Origin of the sequence: Lactiplantibacillus sp. ME-2, from assembly GCF_022549155.1 — a bacterium.
Lineage (GTDB): Bacteria > Bacillota > Bacilli > Lactobacillales > Lactobacillaceae > Lactiplantibacillus > Lactiplantibacillus plantarum.
Genome location: NZ_JAKZEQ010000014.1, coordinates 48,021 through 66,591 on the forward strand (window position 1 = coordinate 48,021; position 18,571 = coordinate 66,591).

Annotated in this window: 19 protein-coding genes and 1 pseudogene; 16 read left to right on the forward strand and 4 right to left on the reverse strand. The window is 43.2% G+C overall.

The window, feature by feature from the left end:
* Positions 1-87: 87 nt before the first annotated feature.
* From MMY95_RS07045 to MMY95_RS15920, 9 genes are all read left to right on the forward strand, one after another.
* On the forward strand, positions 88-777 hold the full coding sequence (locus MMY95_RS07045) for a YoaK family protein (protein ID WP_021337276.1): 690 nt from the start codon (positions 88-90) through the stop codon (positions 775-777).
* Between the two features lie 90 nt (positions 778-867).
* Positions 868-1,557, forward strand: a complete 690-nt coding sequence (locus tag MMY95_RS07050) for a response regulator transcription factor (RefSeq protein WP_003642424.1) — start codon at positions 868-870, stop codon at positions 1,555-1,557.
* Between the two features lie 16 nt (positions 1,558-1,573).
* Positions 1,574-2,734: a HAMP domain-containing sensor histidine kinase gene (locus MMY95_RS07055; protein ID WP_003642423.1), complete on the forward strand. Its 1,161-nt coding sequence runs from the start codon at positions 1,574-1,576 to the stop codon at positions 2,732-2,734.
* A 69-nt stretch (positions 2,735-2,803) separates the two neighbouring features.
* Positions 2,804-4,138, forward strand: a complete 1,335-nt coding sequence (locus MMY95_RS07060) for a D-alanyl-D-alanine carboxypeptidase family protein (RefSeq protein WP_046040601.1) — start codon at positions 2,804-2,806, stop codon at positions 4,136-4,138.
* Positions 4,139-4,723: 585 nt separating this feature from the next.
* Positions 4,724-5,221, forward strand: coding sequence for a GNAT family N-acetyltransferase (locus tag MMY95_RS07065; RefSeq protein ID WP_053267532.1), 498 nt, complete (start codon positions 4,724-4,726; stop codon positions 5,219-5,221).
* Between the two features lie 136 nt (positions 5,222-5,357).
* Positions 5,358-6,143 (forward strand): AzlC family ABC transporter permease, encoded by a 786-nt coding sequence (locus tag MMY95_RS07070; protein WP_003642420.1) that lies wholly within the window; start codon positions 5,358-5,360, stop codon positions 6,141-6,143.
* Between the two features lie 20 nt (positions 6,144-6,163).
* Complete coding sequence (locus MMY95_RS07075) at positions 6,164-6,514, forward strand: AzlD domain-containing protein (RefSeq protein ID WP_003642419.1); 351 nt, start codon at positions 6,164-6,166, stop codon at positions 6,512-6,514.
* Between the two features lie 59 nt (positions 6,515-6,573).
* Positions 6,574-7,296 (forward strand): sulfite exporter TauE/SafE family protein, encoded by a 723-nt coding sequence (locus MMY95_RS07080; protein ID WP_003642418.1) that lies wholly within the window; start codon positions 6,574-6,576, stop codon positions 7,294-7,296.
* Positions 7,297-7,548: 252 nt separating this feature from the next.
* Positions 7,549-7,677 carry a hypothetical protein gene (locus MMY95_RS15920; RefSeq protein WP_013355956.1) on the forward strand — a complete coding sequence of 43 codons (129 nt, stop codon included), beginning with the start codon at positions 7,549-7,551 and terminating at the stop codon, positions 7,675-7,677.
* 581 nt (positions 7,678-8,258) lie between these two features.
* Here MMY95_RS15920 and MMY95_RS07085 read toward each other — a convergent pair.
* Genes MMY95_RS07085 through MMY95_RS07095 form a run of 3 tightly spaced genes read right to left on the reverse strand, consistent with a single transcriptional unit; the run spans position 8,259 to position 9,670 of the window.
* A complete protein-coding gene (locus MMY95_RS07085) occupies positions 8,259-8,693 on the reverse strand; it encodes a hypothetical protein (RefSeq protein ID WP_015826011.1) in 435 nt (144 codons plus the stop codon).
* Between the two features lie 51 nt (positions 8,694-8,744).
* Positions 8,745-9,299 (reverse strand): DUF4352 domain-containing protein, encoded by a 555-nt coding sequence (locus MMY95_RS07090; protein WP_241277567.1) that lies wholly within the window; start codon positions 9,297-9,299, stop codon positions 8,745-8,747.
* A gap of 8 nt (positions 9,300-9,307) precedes the next feature.
* Positions 9,308-9,670: a DUF4064 domain-containing protein gene (locus tag MMY95_RS07095; RefSeq protein WP_003643441.1), complete on the reverse strand. Its 363-nt coding sequence runs from the start codon at positions 9,668-9,670 to the stop codon at positions 9,308-9,310.
* Positions 9,671-9,694: 24 nt separating this feature from the next.
* Between MMY95_RS07095 and MMY95_RS07100 the strand changes: the two genes are divergently transcribed.
* Positions 9,695-10,801 carry a protein kinase gene (locus tag MMY95_RS07100; RefSeq protein WP_033616191.1) on the forward strand — a complete coding sequence of 369 codons (1,107 nt, stop codon included), beginning with the start codon at positions 9,695-9,697 and terminating at the stop codon, positions 10,799-10,801.
* A gap of 332 nt (positions 10,802-11,133) precedes the next feature.
* Positions 11,134-12,048 (forward strand): hypothetical protein, encoded by a 915-nt coding sequence (locus MMY95_RS07105; protein ID WP_241277568.1) that lies wholly within the window; start codon positions 11,134-11,136, stop codon positions 12,046-12,048.
* Positions 12,049-12,129: 81 nt separating this feature from the next.
* Here MMY95_RS07105 and MMY95_RS07110 read toward each other — a convergent pair whose 3' ends face one another.
* A complete protein-coding gene (locus tag MMY95_RS07110) occupies positions 12,130-13,323 on the reverse strand; it encodes a cyclopropane-fatty-acyl-phospholipid synthase family protein (RefSeq protein WP_003642409.1) in 1,194 nt (397 codons plus the stop codon).
* 142 nt (positions 13,324-13,465) lie between these two features.
* Between MMY95_RS07110 and MMY95_RS07115 the strand changes: the two are divergent.
* The 5 genes and pseudogenes from MMY95_RS07115 to MMY95_RS07140 all read left to right on the forward strand — a co-directional run bounded on the left by MMY95_RS07115 (position 13,466) and on the right by MMY95_RS07140 (position 18,432).
* Positions 13,466-14,504 (forward strand): annotated as a pseudogene (locus MMY95_RS07115) (cell surface protein).
* Positions 14,505-14,875: 371 nt separating this feature from the next.
* Positions 14,876-16,030, forward strand: coding sequence for an ROK family protein (locus tag MMY95_RS07125; RefSeq protein WP_003642407.1), 1,155 nt, complete (start codon positions 14,876-14,878; stop codon positions 16,028-16,030).
* Between the two features lie 155 nt (positions 16,031-16,185).
* Positions 16,186-17,259 carry an AI-2E family transporter gene (locus MMY95_RS07130; RefSeq protein WP_003642406.1) on the forward strand — a complete coding sequence of 358 codons (1,074 nt, stop codon included), beginning with the start codon at positions 16,186-16,188 and terminating at the stop codon, positions 17,257-17,259.
* Positions 17,260-17,334: 75 nt separating this feature from the next.
* The gene (locus MMY95_RS07135) at positions 17,335-18,027 is read left to right on the forward strand and encodes a 2,3-diphosphoglycerate-dependent phosphoglycerate mutase (RefSeq protein ID WP_003642405.1); all 693 of its coding nucleotides are present in this window, start codon (positions 17,335-17,337) and stop codon (positions 18,025-18,027) included.
* Between the two features lie 156 nt (positions 18,028-18,183).
* On the forward strand, positions 18,184-18,432 hold the full coding sequence (locus MMY95_RS07140; RefSeq protein WP_003642404.1) for a hypothetical protein: 249 nt from the start codon (positions 18,184-18,186) through the stop codon (positions 18,430-18,432).
* The last annotated feature ends 139 nt before the right edge of the window (positions 18,433-18,571 follow it).

An 18,571-nucleotide genomic window follows, 5' to 3' on the forward strand; every position in this document is an offset into this window, starting at 1 on the left:
TGATTAATTGCGCTATGATGGACTTATTAAAACGTATTGTACCAGTTTAGTGAGGTGCCAAATTCAACATATTAAGTAGGTGAGTAGATGCAACGGTTTCAGTCACGCCATTTATTCCAGTTACGAGAAATTGGCTTGGGCTTAACCTGTATCGGTGGCTTTATTGACGCATACACATTCATCCAACGGGGTGGTGTCTTAGCAGCTGGTCAAACGGGTAATTTGATTTTTCTCAGTGTTGATGTGGCACAGTGGAATTTACCGGGTGTGTTGACTAAATTAGCAACAGTCCTCTTTTTTACACTAGGTGTAATTGTCGTGGGTATACTGAAACAATGGTTGGGCGCGCGGTCACACTACTGGCGCTTGCCCGTTTTGGTGGCAGAGCTGGTTGTTTGTTTAATGGTCGGCATGCTACCAGCGACTGTTAGTAATGCGATGGTGGTCCCACCACTCGCATTCGTGATGGCGATGCAGACGACAGCCTTCAGCGCAATCGCCGGCCACGGCTATAATAACGTGTTCTCTACTGGTAATCTCAAGAAGGCAACGATCGCGCTGACGAATTATTGGTTGACAGGCGTGCGCACGGAGCTGGCTACTGGTTTAGTGTATTGGGAATTAGTGTTGAGCTTTGCTACGGGCGCGATTGTTTCGGCGATATTGCAGCGGTGGTGGACATTACGGACGATATGGGTTGCGGCGGGATTATTGATCTTAGTAGGTGGATACTATACCTGGTTATTAGTTCACCGTACGGCAAATGACGCGGAATAGTTGCGTTTTCTCTAAAATCAATCGTTAACTGCCAAGCCCGGCCGCTTTTTTGGTAAAATAAAAACAGAATTATTTAAGGAGAAAAATAAGATGAAAATTTTAGTAGTCGATGACGACAAAGAAATTGCACAACTATTAGAAATTTATATTAAAAACGAAGGCTATGAACCAATTAGCGCCTATAATGGCCGTGAAGCTTTGACTAAATTAAATACGAATCCTGATATTGCGTTAATGATTTTGGATATCATGATGCCTGAAATGGATGGGATTGAGGTCATCAAAGAAGTACGGAAAGATTCCCAACTTCCAATCCTAGTCTTGTCGGCCAAGACTGGCGATATGGACAAGATTCAGGGCTTGATTACGGGAGCTGACGATTACGTCACCAAGCCATTCAATCCGCTTGAAATTATGGCACGGGTCAAGTCACTATTACGACGTTCCGAAAATAACGTGACGACTACCGAGCCTGATATTTTGGACATTGGACCGTTAACGATCAATAAAGATTCGCACGAAGTTAAAACGTTGACGGGTAAGGATATTCAATTAACCGCGTTAGAATTTGGTATTTTGTATTTGCTCGCAAGTCATCCTAACCGAGTCTTTTCAGCTGATGATATTTTTGAACGTGTTTGGCAGCAAGAAAGTATTGTCTCAGCTAAGACCGTGATGGTGCACGTGAGTCATTTGCGGGATAAGATCGAAGAAGCCACGGATGGAGAAAAAGTCATTCAGACCGTTTGGGGCGTTGGCTATAAGATCGAATCGCGTTAAGAGTGAGGGTTAGCTTTTGAAATTAACGGGACGCGAAAAAAGTGAATTATTTTTTGAAGGGGTAGTGACGGTGATTTTGCTACTCCTTTTAAACTTGTCGATCGTAGTACTGATCAACAGTACGATTGCGCATAATCCGGGGTTACAGAGCGGTATTTTCCAAATTAAACGATCGATTACCATTGGTCCCAATAACTACCAGCTATGGAGTTATGAAAACATCTTTATTGGACTGATGCTGATTGCGGACGGTTTCGTATTATATTGGCGATTAATTCGACGATACAAACAGATGCAGTTACGACATATTATTAGTGAGTTGCATTATATTGCGGCCGGCCACTTTGACCATCGGATTGACTTTAATCTGACTGGTGATACACAACGAGTCGTTGAAAGTGTTAATGCCTTAGTAGACTCGGCAATTCACTCGATGGACGAGGAACGGGAAATTGAGCGGTCTAAGGATGCGTTAATTACGAATGTCAGTCATGATATTCGAACGCCGTTGACGTCAATTATCGGCTATTTAGGCTTAATTGAGAACAAACAGTACCAATCAGAAGAGGATTTAATTAAATATGCGCATATTGCCTATTTGAAGGCAACACAAATGAAGTCACTGGTTGAAGATCTGTTTGAATATACGAAATCACGGCAGACAGAGACACCGTTGGCCATTAATCGGTTAAACTTGACGGCCATGTTAGAACAGTTAGCGGCAAGCTTTGAGCTGGAAGCGAACAAGAAGCATCTGAAGATTGAAGTAGAAAGTGGCACGCAGCCTATTTACATTGAAGCCGATGCTGAAAAGCTGGGGCGGGTCTTCAGCAATTTGATCACTAATGCGTTTAAATATGGAACTGGTGCTAAAAACGTAGTACTACAAGCTGAACAACGTGGTGAAGAAGTCGTGATTCACGTCACGAATGATGGTCAGCGTATTCCAGCTGAGTCGTTGGGACGCTTATTTGAACGGTTTTATCGGGTTGAAGAATCGCGTTCTAAGGCGACCGGGGGCTCTGGACTGGGCTTAGCGATTGCCCAAAGTATCGTGGATCACCACGGTGGCTATATTTATGCGCAAAGTGATGATGAGCAGACAAGCTTTGTTATTCATTTGCCAGTTAAACATGACCACCCATTAACAAAAAAACAATCGGATATGATAAATTAACTTGTTTCCACAGACATAATTATTTAAACTAAAACTAGCATTAGCAATTAAGAAAGGGATAATTGAGAAATGAGATTTGCGGGAAAGTTAAAGAAAGTTATGATTGCCCTCGTTGCGGCAGTCACGTTTAGTACAGCTGGTTTAGGCATTGCGGGGGCTGACCTCCAGGCCCAAGCAGCCAGCACACCATCGATCTCTGCGAAAGCCGCTATTGCGGTTGATGCGTCGACCGGTCAGATCTTGTATGATAAGAACAGTAGTAAGCCAATGGCGATCGCATCAATGACGAAGATGTTAAGTACATATTTAGTGCTTAAGGCGATTCATGAAGGTAAATTGTCTTGGAATCAAAAGATCAGCGTCAGCAAGGCAGTCGCTAAGATGAGCCAAAACACGGAATATGCGAACGTACCGTTATTATCAACGAAGACGTATTCAGTGCGGCAACTATATAACGCGACTGAAATCTATTCCGCTAACGCCGCTATCACAGCCTTGGGTGACGCGGTAGCCGGGACGCCCCATAAGTTTGTTAGCTTGATGCGGAAGACGGCTAAATCATGGGGTATTACGGACGCCACCATTATTAATGCCAGTGGATTAACCAATAAAGAAGTTGGCAGCACGATTGGGTACAGTAACGTTGCCGCCAGTGCTGAAAACGAAATGTCAGCACAAGATGTTGCTACCGTTGCGCAAAAGCTATTATCAGATTACCCAGAAGTTTTAAAGACTTCTAGCATTGCCCATGCTTGGTTTGAAAAGGGTACTAGTTCAGCAACCAAGATGGATAACCGCAACTACATGCTCAAAGGACTGGTTAAACATTATTCCGCACTTCCTGTGGATGGTTTGAAGACGGGGACTTCCACTAAGGCTGGGAATGCCTTCACTGGGACCGTTAAGTTTAGCAATGGTAACCGGATTATTACGGTCGTCATGCATGCCGGCGCCGCTAACGATAGTGGGACGGAACGTTTCACTCAAACGGCTGAAATCATGTCATATGTTTACCACAACTACACGACTACGACGATTAATAAGAATGGCAAGATCAATGGTGTGAAAGCCGTTGATGTCCAAGATGGGAAGTCCTTAACGTCGCAACTCGTTTCAAATAGTGGTGCAACCAAGATCTACTTGCCAACTGGGACGGATGCTAGTGCCGTTACTGGTAAGGTCAGCTTGAAGAAGTCGGCGACAACCGATGGTAAATTACAAGCACCCGTTAAGAATGGCAAGACTGTCGGTACTGTTAACTTGAATCTAAGCAAGAAAGCTATCAAGGTAGTTGACGGAACGACTAGTAAGAATATGACCATCAATATAACGCCTAAGAAGTCCATCGACAAAGCGAATATCTTTGTACGGATGTGGCGCGGGGTTAAAAGCTGGTTCAACTAAATTATAGCGGTTAGTGTATTGGATTCTGTGGGTGCATTAGCTTAGTAAACGCTACGAGATATTTCTTAAAAGATATATTCCTCTTTGAGTAGGCAAGCTAGTAATTGAGTCTTGCCTGCTCAAGGAGGATTTTTTTGTTGGCAATAGTGATTCATGACAGGCAACTAATGACCAGGGCTGTGCCACTGATTTAGCTAATTAAAAATAATTAGCATCCAGAGTAATTTCAAAAAGGCACTGTCAAGGATGACCAAGTTGAACGGCTGCGGATGTTATGATAAAAAGAGTATTAATAGTCTTCATTTGGCGATGCTAAAAAAGCAACGTTTAAATCGGGATAATTATGAGGTGCTTTGTTAAAAATTATTCCCTAAATTAGGCCGTGTGCCTATCTTAGTCACTACTTCGACTATTCGCTACAAGCGTTCCAGTTTGAGTGTTCTTTCTTTTCTTGCTAATATTTGAATGCTAGCTTTGCGGATAAATTACGGTTCCATTTATGTAGAATTTGTTAGCATGATCCACGATTAACTGTATAATGAAGACTGATAACAGTGGTTAAACCGAATGGAGTGAAAGTTACCTATGAGCGTATCATTACGAACTGCAACCATGTCAGATTTACCCATTATTGTAGATATTTACAATCAAACGATTCCCAGTCATCAAGTGACGGCTGATCTTAAACCAGTTACGGTTGAGCAACGTCGAAATTGGTTTTTGAGTCATACCCCTGAACACTATCCGCTGTGGGTTGTTGTAAGGGACGACTTAGTGGTCGGTTGGGTTAGCCTATCTCCATTTTATGGACGGGCAGCGTATGCAAAGACGACTGAAATTTCAGTTTATTTGGATTGCAGTGTTCAAGGACAGGGAATCGGTAGCCAGGTTTTGACATTAGTTCCTAAACAATTACCTGTGTTGGGATTAACAACGATTATCGCTTATATTTTTTCAAGTAATATTCCAAGCATTAAGCTGTTCAAAAAGTTTGGGTACGAACAGTGGGGGTTTCTGCCAGAAGTCGCTGAATTAGGTGGCCGACCGAATGACTTAGTGATTCTGGGACAACATTTCAAGTGAAAAATGGTATTGATACCGCTTACATACACTTAAAAACTTAACAAGGTGTAGGATTGCAATAAAAAACATGTTAAAATTAAGTCCGAGTGTCTAAGTAATTTGACGCTCGCTGTTGTTGCTAGAATTCTTTACTGGTATGGTACTGGAGGCATTCTTGGTGAAAAAGAACGAGCCAAATTGGTTAGTGGTATTACGAACAGTAATGCCACTTGGGCTTAGCTATATTCCCATCGGGTTAGCTTGTGGGGTTTTATTGCATGCGGCCGGGTTCAACCATCTACTGACGGCGTTAATTTCGGTAATGGTCTTTTCCGGTGGCGCCCAATTTTTAATTGCATCGATGCTGACAATTAATGCACCGATGACAACCATTATTTTGATGATGTTTTTCTTGGAGTTACGGTACGCCTTATTAGGTTCCAGCTTATCGCGCTATCTGAAGGGGCAATCATTACCGTTCATTTTTACGTTTGCGTTTTCGATGAATGATGAAAATTACGCGGTCAACTATTTAAAGTTTGCGACGGACAAGCATTGGAAGCCATCGCAGGCCTTAATGGTCGAACACTATTCGTTATTATTTTGGACGGTAAGTAATATTATCGGTAGTTTGATTGGCAGTGCATTGACGATTAATCTCCAAGTGGTGGATTTTGCGCTGACGGCACTATTCATTTATATGGCAATTATGCAAACTAAGAGCCGCTTGATTATCTTAGTGGCAGTTTTGTCTGGCGTTCTAACGATAGGTTTTCTGGTCTTAATGAAGAGTACGCTGGGCCTAGTGGTGTCAACACTACTCGCGTCGTTGACCGGTTACTTTATTGAACGTTACTTGTTGGCACATAAGCCAGAAAGTCATTTACTCTATAAGGTTCACGATCCTACTGGCCAAACAGCCATGGAAGAATCTGACAAGTAGGGCACAGAGGGGTTTTTCTTATGCAATCAGTCAGCTCAATGAGTAGTATGGACCATTTTTGGTTGGTCATTTTTTGTGCGTGTGTGGCTTTCATACCACGCTTTTTCCCGCTACTGTTCTTTACGAAGCGGAAGATCCCAGAATGGTTTAATGAATGGATGCGGTTCGTACCCGTCTCACTATTCACGGCGTTAGTTGTTAAAAGTGTCTTTATCGATAGTAAGTACGCAGTGATCACTTCTGGCAATCTGGGGATGATTATTTCTGCTATTCTCGTTGGATTTGTGGCTTATCGTACGCGTTCAATGACTTTATCAGTGGTGATTGGTCTAGTCTCAGTGATGATTTTTGTGTTACTAATTCATATTTAGATTTTGTTGGAACTGGGTGACCCGGTTCTTTTTTATTATGATGAAAAGAGGATACGTTGATGGTATGGTTATTGGTTTTCTTACCCGGATTATTGGCTGGTCTGGTCCAAGGGTTAACGGGCTTTGGTGCGGCCATCGTCATGATGATCTTTTTACCACAGTTGTTTCCGATTGCTCAAAGTGCGGCCGTGGCGGGCGTTATTATGGCAGCCAGTGTCATAACATTAGTTTGGCGTTATCATCAGCATATCCACTTTCGTCAGATTATTGTGCCGTTTATCGTTTATGCCAGTGTGGCGGCCTATTCGGTACATCTTGGTCAAGTTTTAGATGTGCAATTATTGCGACGGTTATTAGGTGCGCTGTTAGTTTCGTTAGCCGGGTACTTTAGTCTGAGCAAACGTGCGGCGAATCAGACTTATCCGTGGTGGTTAGCCGGTCTCTTCATGATTATTTCGGGGTTCTTCAATGGGTTATTCGGTATTGGCGGCCCGCTGATGGCCCTTTATTTTCTATCACTTGCCGATACGACTGCGGATTACTTGGGAAATTTGCAGACTTTCTTTTTGATCGATGTGGTCTATATTTCGACAGTCCGCGTACTGAACGGTATTCTGACGCCAGTCTTGCTCCCCCATATTATGATTGGTATGGTAGGTGCGGTCATTGGGACGGCGCTGGCGGCACGAATCCTGCCGCGGCTACCCATGACGACAGTCCGGCATTTGATCTACTTGTTCATTGGACTTAGTGGCGGGTATTATTTGATTGCGCCAGTTTAGAACGAGGTATTTATCACCTTCACTACGAGTTGATTTTAGTGGTCAGGCGCAATGCGTTTGGTCTTTTTTGATGGTGCAAAGCGTCCAAGTGTTAAAAAATATTTTCAGAAAGCAGCGGTAGCACTTCGACAATCTGTCTTCGGTTATAAACGAGTTAATCCCAATGTATAAATTGAATATTATTAATTTAATAATCAAGAATTTGCCAGCTACAGCTGGAACAGTGCTTATCTGTTTTGGGAGCGGACGTGGATGCGTAAGATAGTGCCGTTGAGCGTGCCTGGCTGTAGCTTCTTAATCGGCCTTGCGCACGGTTCTAAAGTTGAACAACCGGGATTGAAATATTTATTGTTGAAGATTTTTTATTTTAACGATGCTTAATTACAGGTGCTACATAGCTGAAAAAAGCATTGGCTTATTGGTTTCCTTTTAGTATAGTTTTATTCTAAGAACTGCTAAATTGGGGAGACATATGAATAGCTACAGACGAATTCAAGTTATTGCAGGGATTTACTTGCTGATATACATTGCGGCACTTTACTTTTCGACGGGGGTTCAGGTTGGATTTAAGCTGGATAGTAATCAGCTCACTGGGTATGTGAGCTGTGGGCTGTTGCTGGCTGTAATTATGGGGTCAGGGTTTGGCAAACGATTAAGGGTAAAAAAGCTATTTTCGATTTTGATACTAGTTAGTTGTTTGATTATTCTAGGGATAACTAGATTCAATGTTGTGAGTTTTAACGAGGCCTTCTGGTACTTTATCTTATTTGTTCGATACATCCCGTTCATTGTATTGATTGAAACCATCATCTTTATCTTTGACCTAGATTGAGCAAACCAGGCCCTAATGAGCATTCAACTCATTAGGGCCTGGTCTTTTAGTATTCTAGAACCTGGTTATGCCGAACTTTTAGTTGGCGTGAGTCTGCCATAGGACATTAGTGTGGATGTTGGCAACTACGCTAATCTTCGTCGGTAATCGTGCCTAGACCGTATTGATAAAGTAGTTCATCAGTACGATTAAGATCAAAGCGCTGACTAAGTGCGAAGATGACCAGAGCATCCCATTCATCCTTAGCATAAAGGACGGCGTAACCAGTTCGCTTGAGCATCGTGTTAAGCTCGGTCAGGGTCAGTTGAAAACCGAATCCGAGGGCGATGATGCGAGCCCGGTTAGGTCGGCGCTTGCCATCGAAGTACTGGTAACCAATCGAGGGCGTTAGATTAGCGCGCCGAATGACTTGGCTTTTAGTGACGTGTTTGATTTGAATAAGCTCGGCGAGGTATTCCGCCGGATTGGTACGAATAAAACTATTGGCCATATTTGTCATAAATTGGTCGGCCTCACTTGCATGTTTGATTTCGTTAAATAGTTCCTTAGTTGCGCGTTCTACCACGGTTAGTGCCCCCCTAATACTCCTTCTTAATTAGTATTAGTGTACCAGAAACTACTGTAATTTAAAGGTCAAATGCCGATCACTGAAGTAGCTGGGATTGTAGATGAGTTCAACGGACCCATCTGCTTTGGCTTGACCAGTCATGGTACCACTGACAGAGCCACCAGCGGTCAGGTCACCACTATCTAATTGGTTATTTTCATCAATGTTGATCTCATCTAGGCTAGTTTGGTTACCGGCGGCCTTGATTTTAAAGTCAAACGGGTTATAGCTGACTTTATCTCTACCGCTATTTTTCAATGTTACGGTGACCGTATAATATTGATTGCCAGTTTTAGGCTGAACATCATTGAGCGTCGTTGCGGTTTTAACATTATTAACCGTTACTTGCACGTGATTGATGGTGGCTGTCTGCCCGACTTTATAAATCGTATTTGCCGGGGTTTCCTCAGCGGTGGACTTGCTAGCGCTGGTCTTTTTGGTCGTCGCTGCTTGTGAGTTTTTACCGTCTTGTGGAGAATTGACGAGGCTGATGACAAAGAAGATGCCAAGGAGAATCAGGACCCACGCCCACCATTTTTGATACCAAGCTTTCGTTTTTTGCATGAGCTTACCTACTTTCTTAGTGCTAAGCCGCCCGCAATAACAATGAGTAGACCGCTTAGAATCCCGAAGAAGCTGACAAAGACGAAGTTAAGAATCCCACAAAGGATGATCAACCAGCCCATTAAAACGTGATTGCGATTAATCATGACACTTAAAATAATCGCGAGGACAGAGACAATAATGCAGCCAACGCCAAGATTGCTGACCCCAGCCGATCCGCTGGTTTCTAAAGCACTACCGATGCCGCCGATGGTCATCGCCAGTAAGCCGGCAATGATACCGAAGATACCGCCAATAATTCCTAAAACTAATTCGGCTGTTCGCGACTGGTGTGCGACTGGTGTGACTTCGTTATTCTGATATTTTGACATTGTAATTCCTCCAAAAGTATGGTTATGATAAAAGTTAGTAATTTTGATAAAAAGGGGGGTGTCACGGTGTTACCGATTGTTCAAGCAATGCAATTGTTAAGTACGGCTGGTTATGAACCACTAGGACCATTAGTTGCGCAACGCGAGTTTCCGTTACTGGTTAAGAAGCAACAGGTTGTTTCGGTAGCTAAACTAGTAAATCCTGATAATGTTCCTGTTCTACAGCGTTTGAAGCAGCAGCCAATTCCCCGAATGCCCCGGATCGAAGCATTATTAACGGCGACTGATTGCATTGTAAGTGTTGAGACCTTAATTAATGGTCAAACACTAGTAGATCGATTGGCCACACAAGGACCGTTTTCCCCCGAAATGACGGTGCGCGTCGCACAAGAATTGTTGATAACGCTACAGGCGTTGGGGCAACAACAAATTGTGCATCGGGACCTTAAACTAAGTAACGTGATGTGTTATCGGGATCACTACTATTTGATTGATGTCAACGCAGCGCGACAATATCATGCTGAGCAAGACAGTGATACTCGTTTATTAGGCACGAGCGGTTTTGCCGCACCTGAAAACTATGGCTTCGCCCAAACGGATCAACGGAGCGATCTATATTCGTTAGGGGTCGTTCTAAACTGTTTGTTGACTGGTCAAGAGCCGAGCGGGCCGTTAGATACAACGACACTGACACAGGATTCAACATGGGCCCCGATTATTATGAAGGCCACGGCCCTAGACCCACAGCAACGATATCAAAGTGCGACTGCAATGTTAGCAGCGTTACCTGGTCATGAGCATTATCGGCCGCACCATCAATCAATGATTAAGCGAATACAGGCCCGGCAATGGTGGCCGAAAATCAAACGACCTTTACAAATCAGTTTGTGGGGCCTCTACATCTTGCTCGTAGTTGCGACCATTGGTGCTGGTTTTGATAACACGACTTGGCCCGCCCGCGTCGATTTTTGGACCGAGGGTTTTATGATTATCGGGGCGCCACTGATTGCGCACTATGCCAATCAGTGGCTAAAACACCATTGGTCGGTATTACGCTGGCACCGATATCGGTGGTGGTTACGAGTAGCAGAAGCCATCTTCATATTTTTGATGTTAGGCCGTAACGGCTAGTGTACGTAGGCTGGTTAACCAATTACTAGTACGATAAATAGCATAACCGTTTAGTTATCAAAAGGCTTATGCAAAATGCATAATTTTCTGACTGCGGTGTTGATAACGTTGCGACTGCGTTGGCGCGACGACTGAATTCGACTGGGTAAGACTTTACTCAGTCGAATTTTGATTTATAGGTCAGGAAAGTGATTGAAAATAATCCTGAAAACTGTTGATGTGTTTTCAGGATTATTTGAGGAGACGATTGTATTTATGGTACAATGCTAGTCGTTGACACTTGATAACATAAATATATCTAATTAAATATAAGAAAGGAATATTTTGTCGAAATGGATTTAAAGCAAAGCGATGGTTGGCGATACTTAGCTGGGTGGAGCTTCATTCTATTAATGATGGCGAGTGCCACATTGCAACATGATGCGGAAATCATTTTACCCGAAATCGGTGCTCTGACAGCCGGGACGTGGGTTTATCGTAAGACGGCGTGGACTCGGCAACCCTTAAAGTTATTCTTAGTACCATCTGGAACTGCAATTATTGGCTTCTTAGTCAATCAACTACCTTGGTCGTACGCCCTCAAAGTGCTTGTCGGTCTATTACTGATGCTATTATTATTGAAGGGGTTAAAATCGAATTTGGCGCCAGCCTTTGCTACTGGCTTACTGCCAATTATCATTAATGCAACGCACTGGACCTTTATCGTAGCCATCTTTTTCTGGACTATTTGCCTGATGATTGGGGCTTGGATTCAACGACCGCGATCAATCTCACGGGTAACCGAAGCTTCTGCTAGTCGCTGGCAAATGCTCGGCTTTATCAGCCTAGTTTTTGTCTGGGTGGGTATTGTTTGGCTAGCGGGACAGCCCCAGATGGCCGCAATCCCACCCGTGATCGTCGTTTTCTTTGAAGCGGCTCAACAGTCTGAATATACGGTAACGACCGCACTTAAGCAGTGGCTTGCATTGTCGGCTGCTGCTAGTATTGGGGTCGGCATTCACCTATTGATTGCTTCGTGGCTATTAACGACGGTCATTGCCTTACCACTTGTGTATTTGTGGTTACGGGCGCTTAACTTACAATTGCCAGCAGCGTATGCCTTTCCACTATTAGCCTTAGTGTTACCAGCCAATATGTTTAACAAACTACCGACATCCACCGGTTTAGCGGCCGCTTTCTTCCTAGGATCGTTACTCATCTACCATCAGATCTTGGGTTGGGTACGCATGGCGGTGACTGAAAGCTAGTTGTCAGTCATTCCTGAAAAATGGTCAAAAAAATACCAACTATTTCGAAATAATCGAGATAGTTGGTATTTTGGCATTTAATTAAGCTTTATTGATTCGGTTATCCGCATACATGTATTTCCGGGTCATTGGTAAGGTTCGTGATGAAGCACCTTTAGTTACGAGGTACTGCATGACGTCAATGTTACCAGACTGGAAGGAAGCGGCACAGGCTTGTAGGTAGAGATCCCACATGCGAGTGAAGCGCACGCCCATCTTTTCTTCGATGGCAGCGCGCTTAGCGTTAAAGTTTTTATCCCAGATTTCAGTCGTCCGTTGGTAATGGCGACGGAGGGTTTCAACGTCAGCGACTTGTAAGCCGGCGTCAACAATGTGTTGTAAGTTTTCGGTCATCCCAGGAACGTAGCCACCTGGGAAAATGTACTTATCTAACCAACCGTTAGTGGCGCCACCTTGTTGCCGGGTGATGCCGTGCAATAGGGCAACACCGTCAGCTTTAAGATAGTGGTTAACGCGTTCAAAGTACATTGCTAAGTTGTCCTTACCGACGTGTTCGAACATCCCAACACTGGTAATGTAGTCGAAAGTTTCGTCGCCAAGTTCACGGTAATCTTGTAACCGGACTTCAGCAACATCACTGAGGCCTTCATCCTTGATGCGTTGAGCAACTAGGTTATATTGTTCTTGTGATAACGTGACCCCGACGACTTTTAAGCCGTATTCTTTAGCGGCAGTCAACATCAACGTACCCCAACCGCAACCAATGTCTAGTAAGGTCTTGCCAGGTTGTGGGTTGAGCTTTTGAATGATGTGATGAACCTTATGAATCTGGGCTTCTTCTAATGTATCAGTGTCATGTTTGAAGTAAGCACAAGAATAGGTCATGGTTGGATCAAGCCACATCTTGTAGAAGTCGTTACCCACATCGTAATGGCTTTGGATGTCTTGTTGACTCTTCTTTTCAGAGTGAGATTGTTTAGGCATGAACTTCTTGAACTTAGAATTGTTGAAGAAACTTTCTGCCGATTCATAGGCCGATTCAATTAATTTTTGAATACTGCCATCAATTTCAATCTTGCCATCCATATAAGCTTCACCAAGGGCAATTGAAGCGTTCTTGGTAATTTCACGCATTGGAATGGCTTCTTTAAAAGTCACCGTGACTTCTGGTGTGCCTTCACCATAAGTTTCACTACTTCCATCCCAGTAGTTGACTGTGACGGGCATATTGAATGAGTGGCTTAGAAGGGTGTGGTAAAAGGTTTTTTCTAGCATTGCAATAAGGATCCTTTCTTCGTAAAATACACTAATTATTATACGCTTATGAAAACAGTTTTGTAAGCACAACGAATCGCGACCTGATTCGTAAACATGTTATAATAAATTAATTACAAAATCAGTTGATGGGGGTGTCGTGATGAAAAGATGGATGTGGATCATGTTTGCAGTAATTATCGCTGTGGGGGTTGGTAGTTATTCATATACGCGGTACCGTCTGCAGGAAGACTCATACACGGCTGAAATGCGAACTGGTGAGCGGGCACTGCAAGAGCGGAATTATACGTTAGCGGAGACGAGTTTTACACATGCGACCAGAACGAAAGCTAGTAGTACTGAGGCGCAACGGTATTTAACCCAGACCCAGACTTATGTGGCTGGTCAAGAAGCACTGGCTGCGCGGAAATTTGACGTGGCTAAACGTGACTTTATGACGGTTAAGACGACCAAGCACGGTGCAGTTACGTTAATTAATCAGGCCCAAGAACAACTTACCTTAATAAAAAAGGTGCAACAAAAACGCAAGACTTATCAACAACAGTATCAGAAAGCTGCTGAGCTGAATAAAGCGAATGAGTTTACGGATTCTAACGTTGTAATTGCTAAGTTATTGCAGGATAAGGCGTTTAAGCAACGTTACTATCAGGATATTCGGAAAAATGTGTTGGATTTACAGAAACAAAATAATGCGTCACTCAAGACATTGACCGGTTCAGCACCGGTGATCCCGAGTGCGGCACAAGCGGTTACGGGGATGACCGGAAGTCAGCAACAAACGCAACGCACGCCAGCCACTAAACAGCAGGCGGCTGCTTCATCATCAACTTCCTCAGCTAACCATTCGATGGGCTCGTCAGCTGCAGCTAACAACAGTTATGGTGACAGTCAAGTGCAGACGACTCGTGCTGAGTTGACTGCGCAAGGGGCTCGACGGCAGTAGTTATAGTGATGCCCAAATTCGTGCTATTCTGCAACGAGCAGCGGCACAACACCTCTCACTGGCGCAAGCTGCCCAAACGATGAATTATAGCTCTGATCAGATTCAGGCAACGCGTGCGGAGCTAGCGCAAGCTGGATTTAATGCTAGTCAGTATACGGATGCCCAAATCGAGGCCATTTTACAACAAGCCAGTTTACAACATATGTCTCTGGCGCAAGCAGCGAGGTCGTTGCAGTAATATAAACAATTTAATAACAGTATGGAAGTCCACTTAACAATCATCGATAAAACACCTACTTTTAGGTGTCAATCGGTGATTTTTTTATAAAAACTGTTATAGAATGTAGGAGTAAGGACGGAAAGTTTTCGTTCTTGATATTTTGGTTCTACGGGGGCGGTCATTTTATATCGGTATTGGCCTTTTTTTAACGTTCATATGTCAAAATGGGTATAAAATTGACTATTTTGTGTACTATTTTTGTTTGATGCTATAGAATATTAACAGATTAGGGGGTTAAGGTGCCCGTTGATGATTGAATTAATGGCAGACCAAATTAACATGATTTGGTAAAGTAGTTCGATTGTCAATGGTGGGCATCGAAATTCAGTATGATTATTAATAAACATGTAATGCGCAGTACGAATGAAAAGCAAGTTCTGCAGCAGGTTATTAACGAAGGACCGATTAGCCGGAGCCAGATTTCACGGAACTTGAGTTTGAATAAAGTGACGGTTTCAGATATTTATAATCAGCTACTGCGGACCCAGTTCATCAAGGAAATTGGCTGTGGTGTCAGCACGAAAAACGGCGGTCGTAAACCAGTGATGGCTGAGCTGAACGTGAACTATGGTTTTGTGGCCAGCATTGACATGACGGCTGACGCAGTCAAACTTATGTATTCACGGTTGAATGGTAAAATTTTGCACTTTCAAAGCTTTAAGACGAGCGATATGACGTTGACGGATGTCATTGATTTGATTGAAGATCAATTACGGAACGTTGATGACTATGGTACGATTCATGGTCTGATGGGGGTCGCCATTGCGCTGGATGGGATTATTTATGAGAATAAAATCCTCAAGACACCGATCAAGGGACTAACACACTTTGATCTAGCAAAGTATTTACGTGATAAGCTACGGATTCCGGTAGTTCTGGAAAAGAAAGCTAACTTAACGGCCGTTTTTGAACGTGATTTCCATGACAATGAGATTTTCGATAACGTGGTTTCAGTAGTCGTTCGCGATCAAATTCATGCGGGAATCGTGGCTGATTCGCGACTATATTCTGGTCATGAAGGCGAAGCAGGTGAAGTGGGGACTGCTTTGTTAGAAGATCGGCACGTTGAGGACCACTTGGCATCCGTTAACGATTATGCTTCTGAAAAAGCCTTGTGGGCTCGGTTGAAGGCCATCAAGCATGTTGATCGATTAGATTTAACGACGGTCAAGCATGACTACATCAATCATGATCCGGAAGTGACAAAGGTCTTCGATGACTTTGTTTACTATCTATCTAAAGTGATTGCGAATGTTTCCACGGCGTTCGCGCCGGATGTGGTTGTGTTGAACACGACCGTTCTAGAAATTTTGCCACAACTATTGACTAATGTTCGGGAGAGCACAGCCAAACTAACTTCGCCAAGTCGGCAAGTTCCAATCATTGCAACTAAGAACGTACAATCGGCGGCCTTGTTGGGTGGCGCCTCAGTTATTATTCACCAAGCACTAGGATTAGAGAGCTTAAAGATGCAGTTCTCATAAGTTATTAAGTGTTTATTTAAACGAACGTGTGAAGTTTATCGTGCGATTAGTGATAAACTTGACACGTTTTTTGTTGATTCACAACGGCCTTTTAATTTTTATTGCTGAGACTTTCCGTTAGAATAGGAGTAAGGGATAGTAGAGGGGTGGATTTTGTGGAATTTTGGTCACAGTTAATACGAAATGTGCGCTGGCGGCGCGCCTGCGTATTGGCGTTGATTGTGTTAACGCTATACTTGGCATCAAGTATGATGAGTATTATTTTATTAACGTTTATTTTTACGTTCTTAGTGACGCGGTTAGTTCGGGCAGTTCGGCGGTGGGTGAAGATTCCACCGACGATCATTGTCCTAGTGGTCTACGCACTAGTCATTCTTGGAATTTACTTTGCTGTATCGATTTATTTACCGCAGTTGATCAAACAAACTTTTTTGACGTTTGAATCAGTCTATCGGTTTTATCAGAACCCATCACATGATACTAACCAAGTGTTGACGTGGGTGACATCGTATTTTCAAGAGTCGGATATACTCAAACAATTGAAGGGCGGTATTTCAGTTGTGTTCCAGTATATTACTAATATTGGTAATATGGGACTAACCTTCTTCTTGTCATTTATTTTGAGCTTCTTCTTTACGATTGAGGATCATCAGATGCGGGTCTTCACGAAGCGCTTTTTGACCAGTACGTTTGGCTGGTTCTTTCAAGACGTCCATTTCTTTGCCAAAAAGTTTGTGAATAGCTTTGGCGTTGTTTTGGAAGCGCAGTTCTTGATTGCGATTGTCAATACGGTGATTACGGTAGCCTTCATGGCAATCTTGAAGATGCCTCAACTGATTAGCTTGGGATTAATGATCTTTATTTTAAGTCTGATTCCAGTCGCTGGGGTGATTATTTCAGTCGTACCGCTGAGCTTGATTGCCTATTCGGTTGGCGGTTTGCGCTACGTGGTCTATATGCTCTTAATGATTTTGGTTGTGCACGCCTTAGAAGCCTATGTCTTGAATCCCAAGTTTATGTCGAGTCGCACGGAGCTGCCCATTTTTTATACGTTTGTCGTATTACTAGTGAGTGAGCGTCTGTTTGGTGTCTGGGGACTGATCGTCGGTGTACCGATTTTTAACTTTATTTTGGACATCATCGGCGTGAAACCGGTTCACCGGCCGCGACCTAACATTAATCTGAAAAAAACGATTACTTTCCACCCGGATTCTGAAAATAAGCGCTGATATTGTTTTGATTTTTCGCTTTTTCAGTGTAAAATAGGGTGAGTAAATAACTTAAGAAAGAGGTCATTAACTGCTATGGCAAAATTAGTATTGATTCGTCACGGTCAAAGTGAATGGAACTTATCTAACCAATTTACTGGTTGGGTTGACGTTGATTTAAGCGAAAAGGGTGTTGAAGAAGCTAAGGCTGCTGGTCAAAAAGTTAAAGAAGCAGGCTTAGAATTCGATTACGCCTTTACTTCAGTTTTGACTCGTGCCATCAAGACTTTGCACTATGTGCTTGAAGAATCCGACCAACTTTGGATTCCAGAAACCAAGACTTGGCGTTTAAACGAACGTCATTATGGTGCATTACAAGGATTGAACAAGAAGGAAACCGCTGAAAAATACGGTGACGACCAAGTTCATATCTGGCGTCGTTCTTATGATGTTTTACCTCCATTATTGAGTGCCGATGATGAAGGTTCAGCCGTTAACGATCGTCGTTACGCTGACTTAGACCCTAACATCGTCCCTGGTGGCGAAAACTTGAAGGTTACCTTGGAACGCGTTATGCCTTTCTGGGAAGACCAAATCGCACCTAAGTTATTAGACGGCAAGAATGTAATCATTGCTGCCCACGGTAACTCATTGCGTGCCTTAAGCAAGTACATCGAACAAATCAGTGATGATGATATCATGGACCTTGAAATGGCTACTGGCGAACCAGTTGTCTATGACTTTGATGAAAAGTTAAAGGTTCTTGGTAAGGAAAAGTTAGGCAAATAATTTAATAGTTATTTACTAGTTTTTTGGAGCACTCCGCTGTCTCAGGGGAGTGCTTTTTTGGGCGCTGAGGGCCGATAAGAGTAATTTCTGGAAATAAGACCAGCTCCCAAAACGGCAGAATGAGAATAAAGCAGAGAATTGGAGTTAAAGCTAAATATGAGTGAAAAAGTAGCAGCAGATGAAGTGACACAACGTGAAATGATCCGGATTATTGGTTTGTTCCGCAAGCAAGGTTTCAAGGGGAACTACCTGAGTTTTCAACATGTGGCTGATGAAGGTGCCGCGTACTTCGTGGTCATGGGTGACGAAAACAATGGTAACCAGGGCTTGTTCAAAGCTAACTTATTGACTGGTGACGTGGCGTTCCAGTACATGTTGGATGAGGACCATGTGGTAAGTAAATAGATACTGGATAATTAGTATAAAAGCGTAATCGTTAATTTTCATGATGAAAGAGGCTATATCTGTCGTAGCCTCTTTTTTGTGTATGGCGAATTTACAATTGAAATGCAACACAAAGTAAAAAAATAAACCCATACCGGGT

What these genes read in the sequence shown, in the direction of transcription:
- MMY95_RS07045 (WP_021337276.1), top strand. Translation starts at nt 88, where the DNA reads ATGCAACGGTTTCAGTCACGCCATTTATTCCAGTTACGAGAAATTGGC.
- MMY95_RS07050 (WP_003642424.1), top strand. Translation starts at nt 868, where the DNA reads ATGAAAATTTTAGTAGTCGATGACGACAAAGAAATTGCACAACTATTA.
- MMY95_RS07060 (WP_046040601.1), top strand. Translation starts at nt 2,804, where the DNA reads ATGAGATTTGCGGGAAAGTTAAAGAAAGTTATGATTGCCCTCGTTGCG.
- MMY95_RS07065 (WP_053267532.1), top strand. Translation starts at nt 4,724, where the DNA reads ATGAGCGTATCATTACGAACTGCAACCATGTCAGATTTACCCATTATT.
- MMY95_RS07070 (WP_003642420.1), top strand. Translation starts at nt 5,358, where the DNA reads ATGGTACTGGAGGCATTCTTGGTGAAAAAGAACGAGCCAAATTGGTTA.
- MMY95_RS07075 (WP_003642419.1), top strand. Translation starts at nt 6,164, where the DNA reads ATGCAATCAGTCAGCTCAATGAGTAGTATGGACCATTTTTGGTTGGTC.
- MMY95_RS07080 (WP_003642418.1), top strand. Translation starts at nt 6,574, where the DNA reads ATGGTATGGTTATTGGTTTTCTTACCCGGATTATTGGCTGGTCTGGTC.
- MMY95_RS15920 (WP_013355956.1), top strand. Translation starts at nt 7,549, where the DNA reads ATGCGTAAGATAGTGCCGTTGAGCGTGCCTGGCTGTAGCTTCTTAATC.
- MMY95_RS07090 (WP_241277567.1), bottom strand. Translation starts at nt 9,299, where the DNA reads ATGCAAAAAACGAAAGCTTGGTATCAAAAATGGTGGGCGTGGGTCCTG.
- MMY95_RS07095 (WP_003643441.1), bottom strand. Translation starts at nt 9,670, where the DNA reads ATGTCAAAATATCAGAATAACGAAGTCACACCAGTCGCACACCAGTCG.
- MMY95_RS07100 (WP_033616191.1), top strand. Translation starts at nt 9,695, where the DNA reads ATGATAAAAGTTAGTAATTTTGATAAAAAGGGGGGTGTCACGGTGTTA.
- MMY95_RS07105 (WP_241277568.1), top strand. Translation starts at nt 11,134, where the DNA reads ATGGATTTAAAGCAAAGCGATGGTTGGCGATACTTAGCTGGGTGGAGC.
- MMY95_RS07110 (WP_003642409.1), bottom strand. Translation starts at nt 13,323, where the DNA reads ATGCTAGAAAAAACCTTTTACCACACCCTTCTAAGCCACTCATTCAAT.
- MMY95_RS07125 (WP_003642407.1), top strand. Translation starts at nt 14,876, where the DNA reads ATGATTATTAATAAACATGTAATGCGCAGTACGAATGAAAAGCAAGTT.
- MMY95_RS07135 (WP_003642405.1), top strand. Translation starts at nt 17,335, where the DNA reads ATGGCAAAATTAGTATTGATTCGTCACGGTCAAAGTGAATGGAACTTA.
- MMY95_RS07140 (WP_003642404.1), top strand. Translation starts at nt 18,184, where the DNA reads ATGAGTGAAAAAGTAGCAGCAGATGAAGTGACACAACGTGAAATGATC.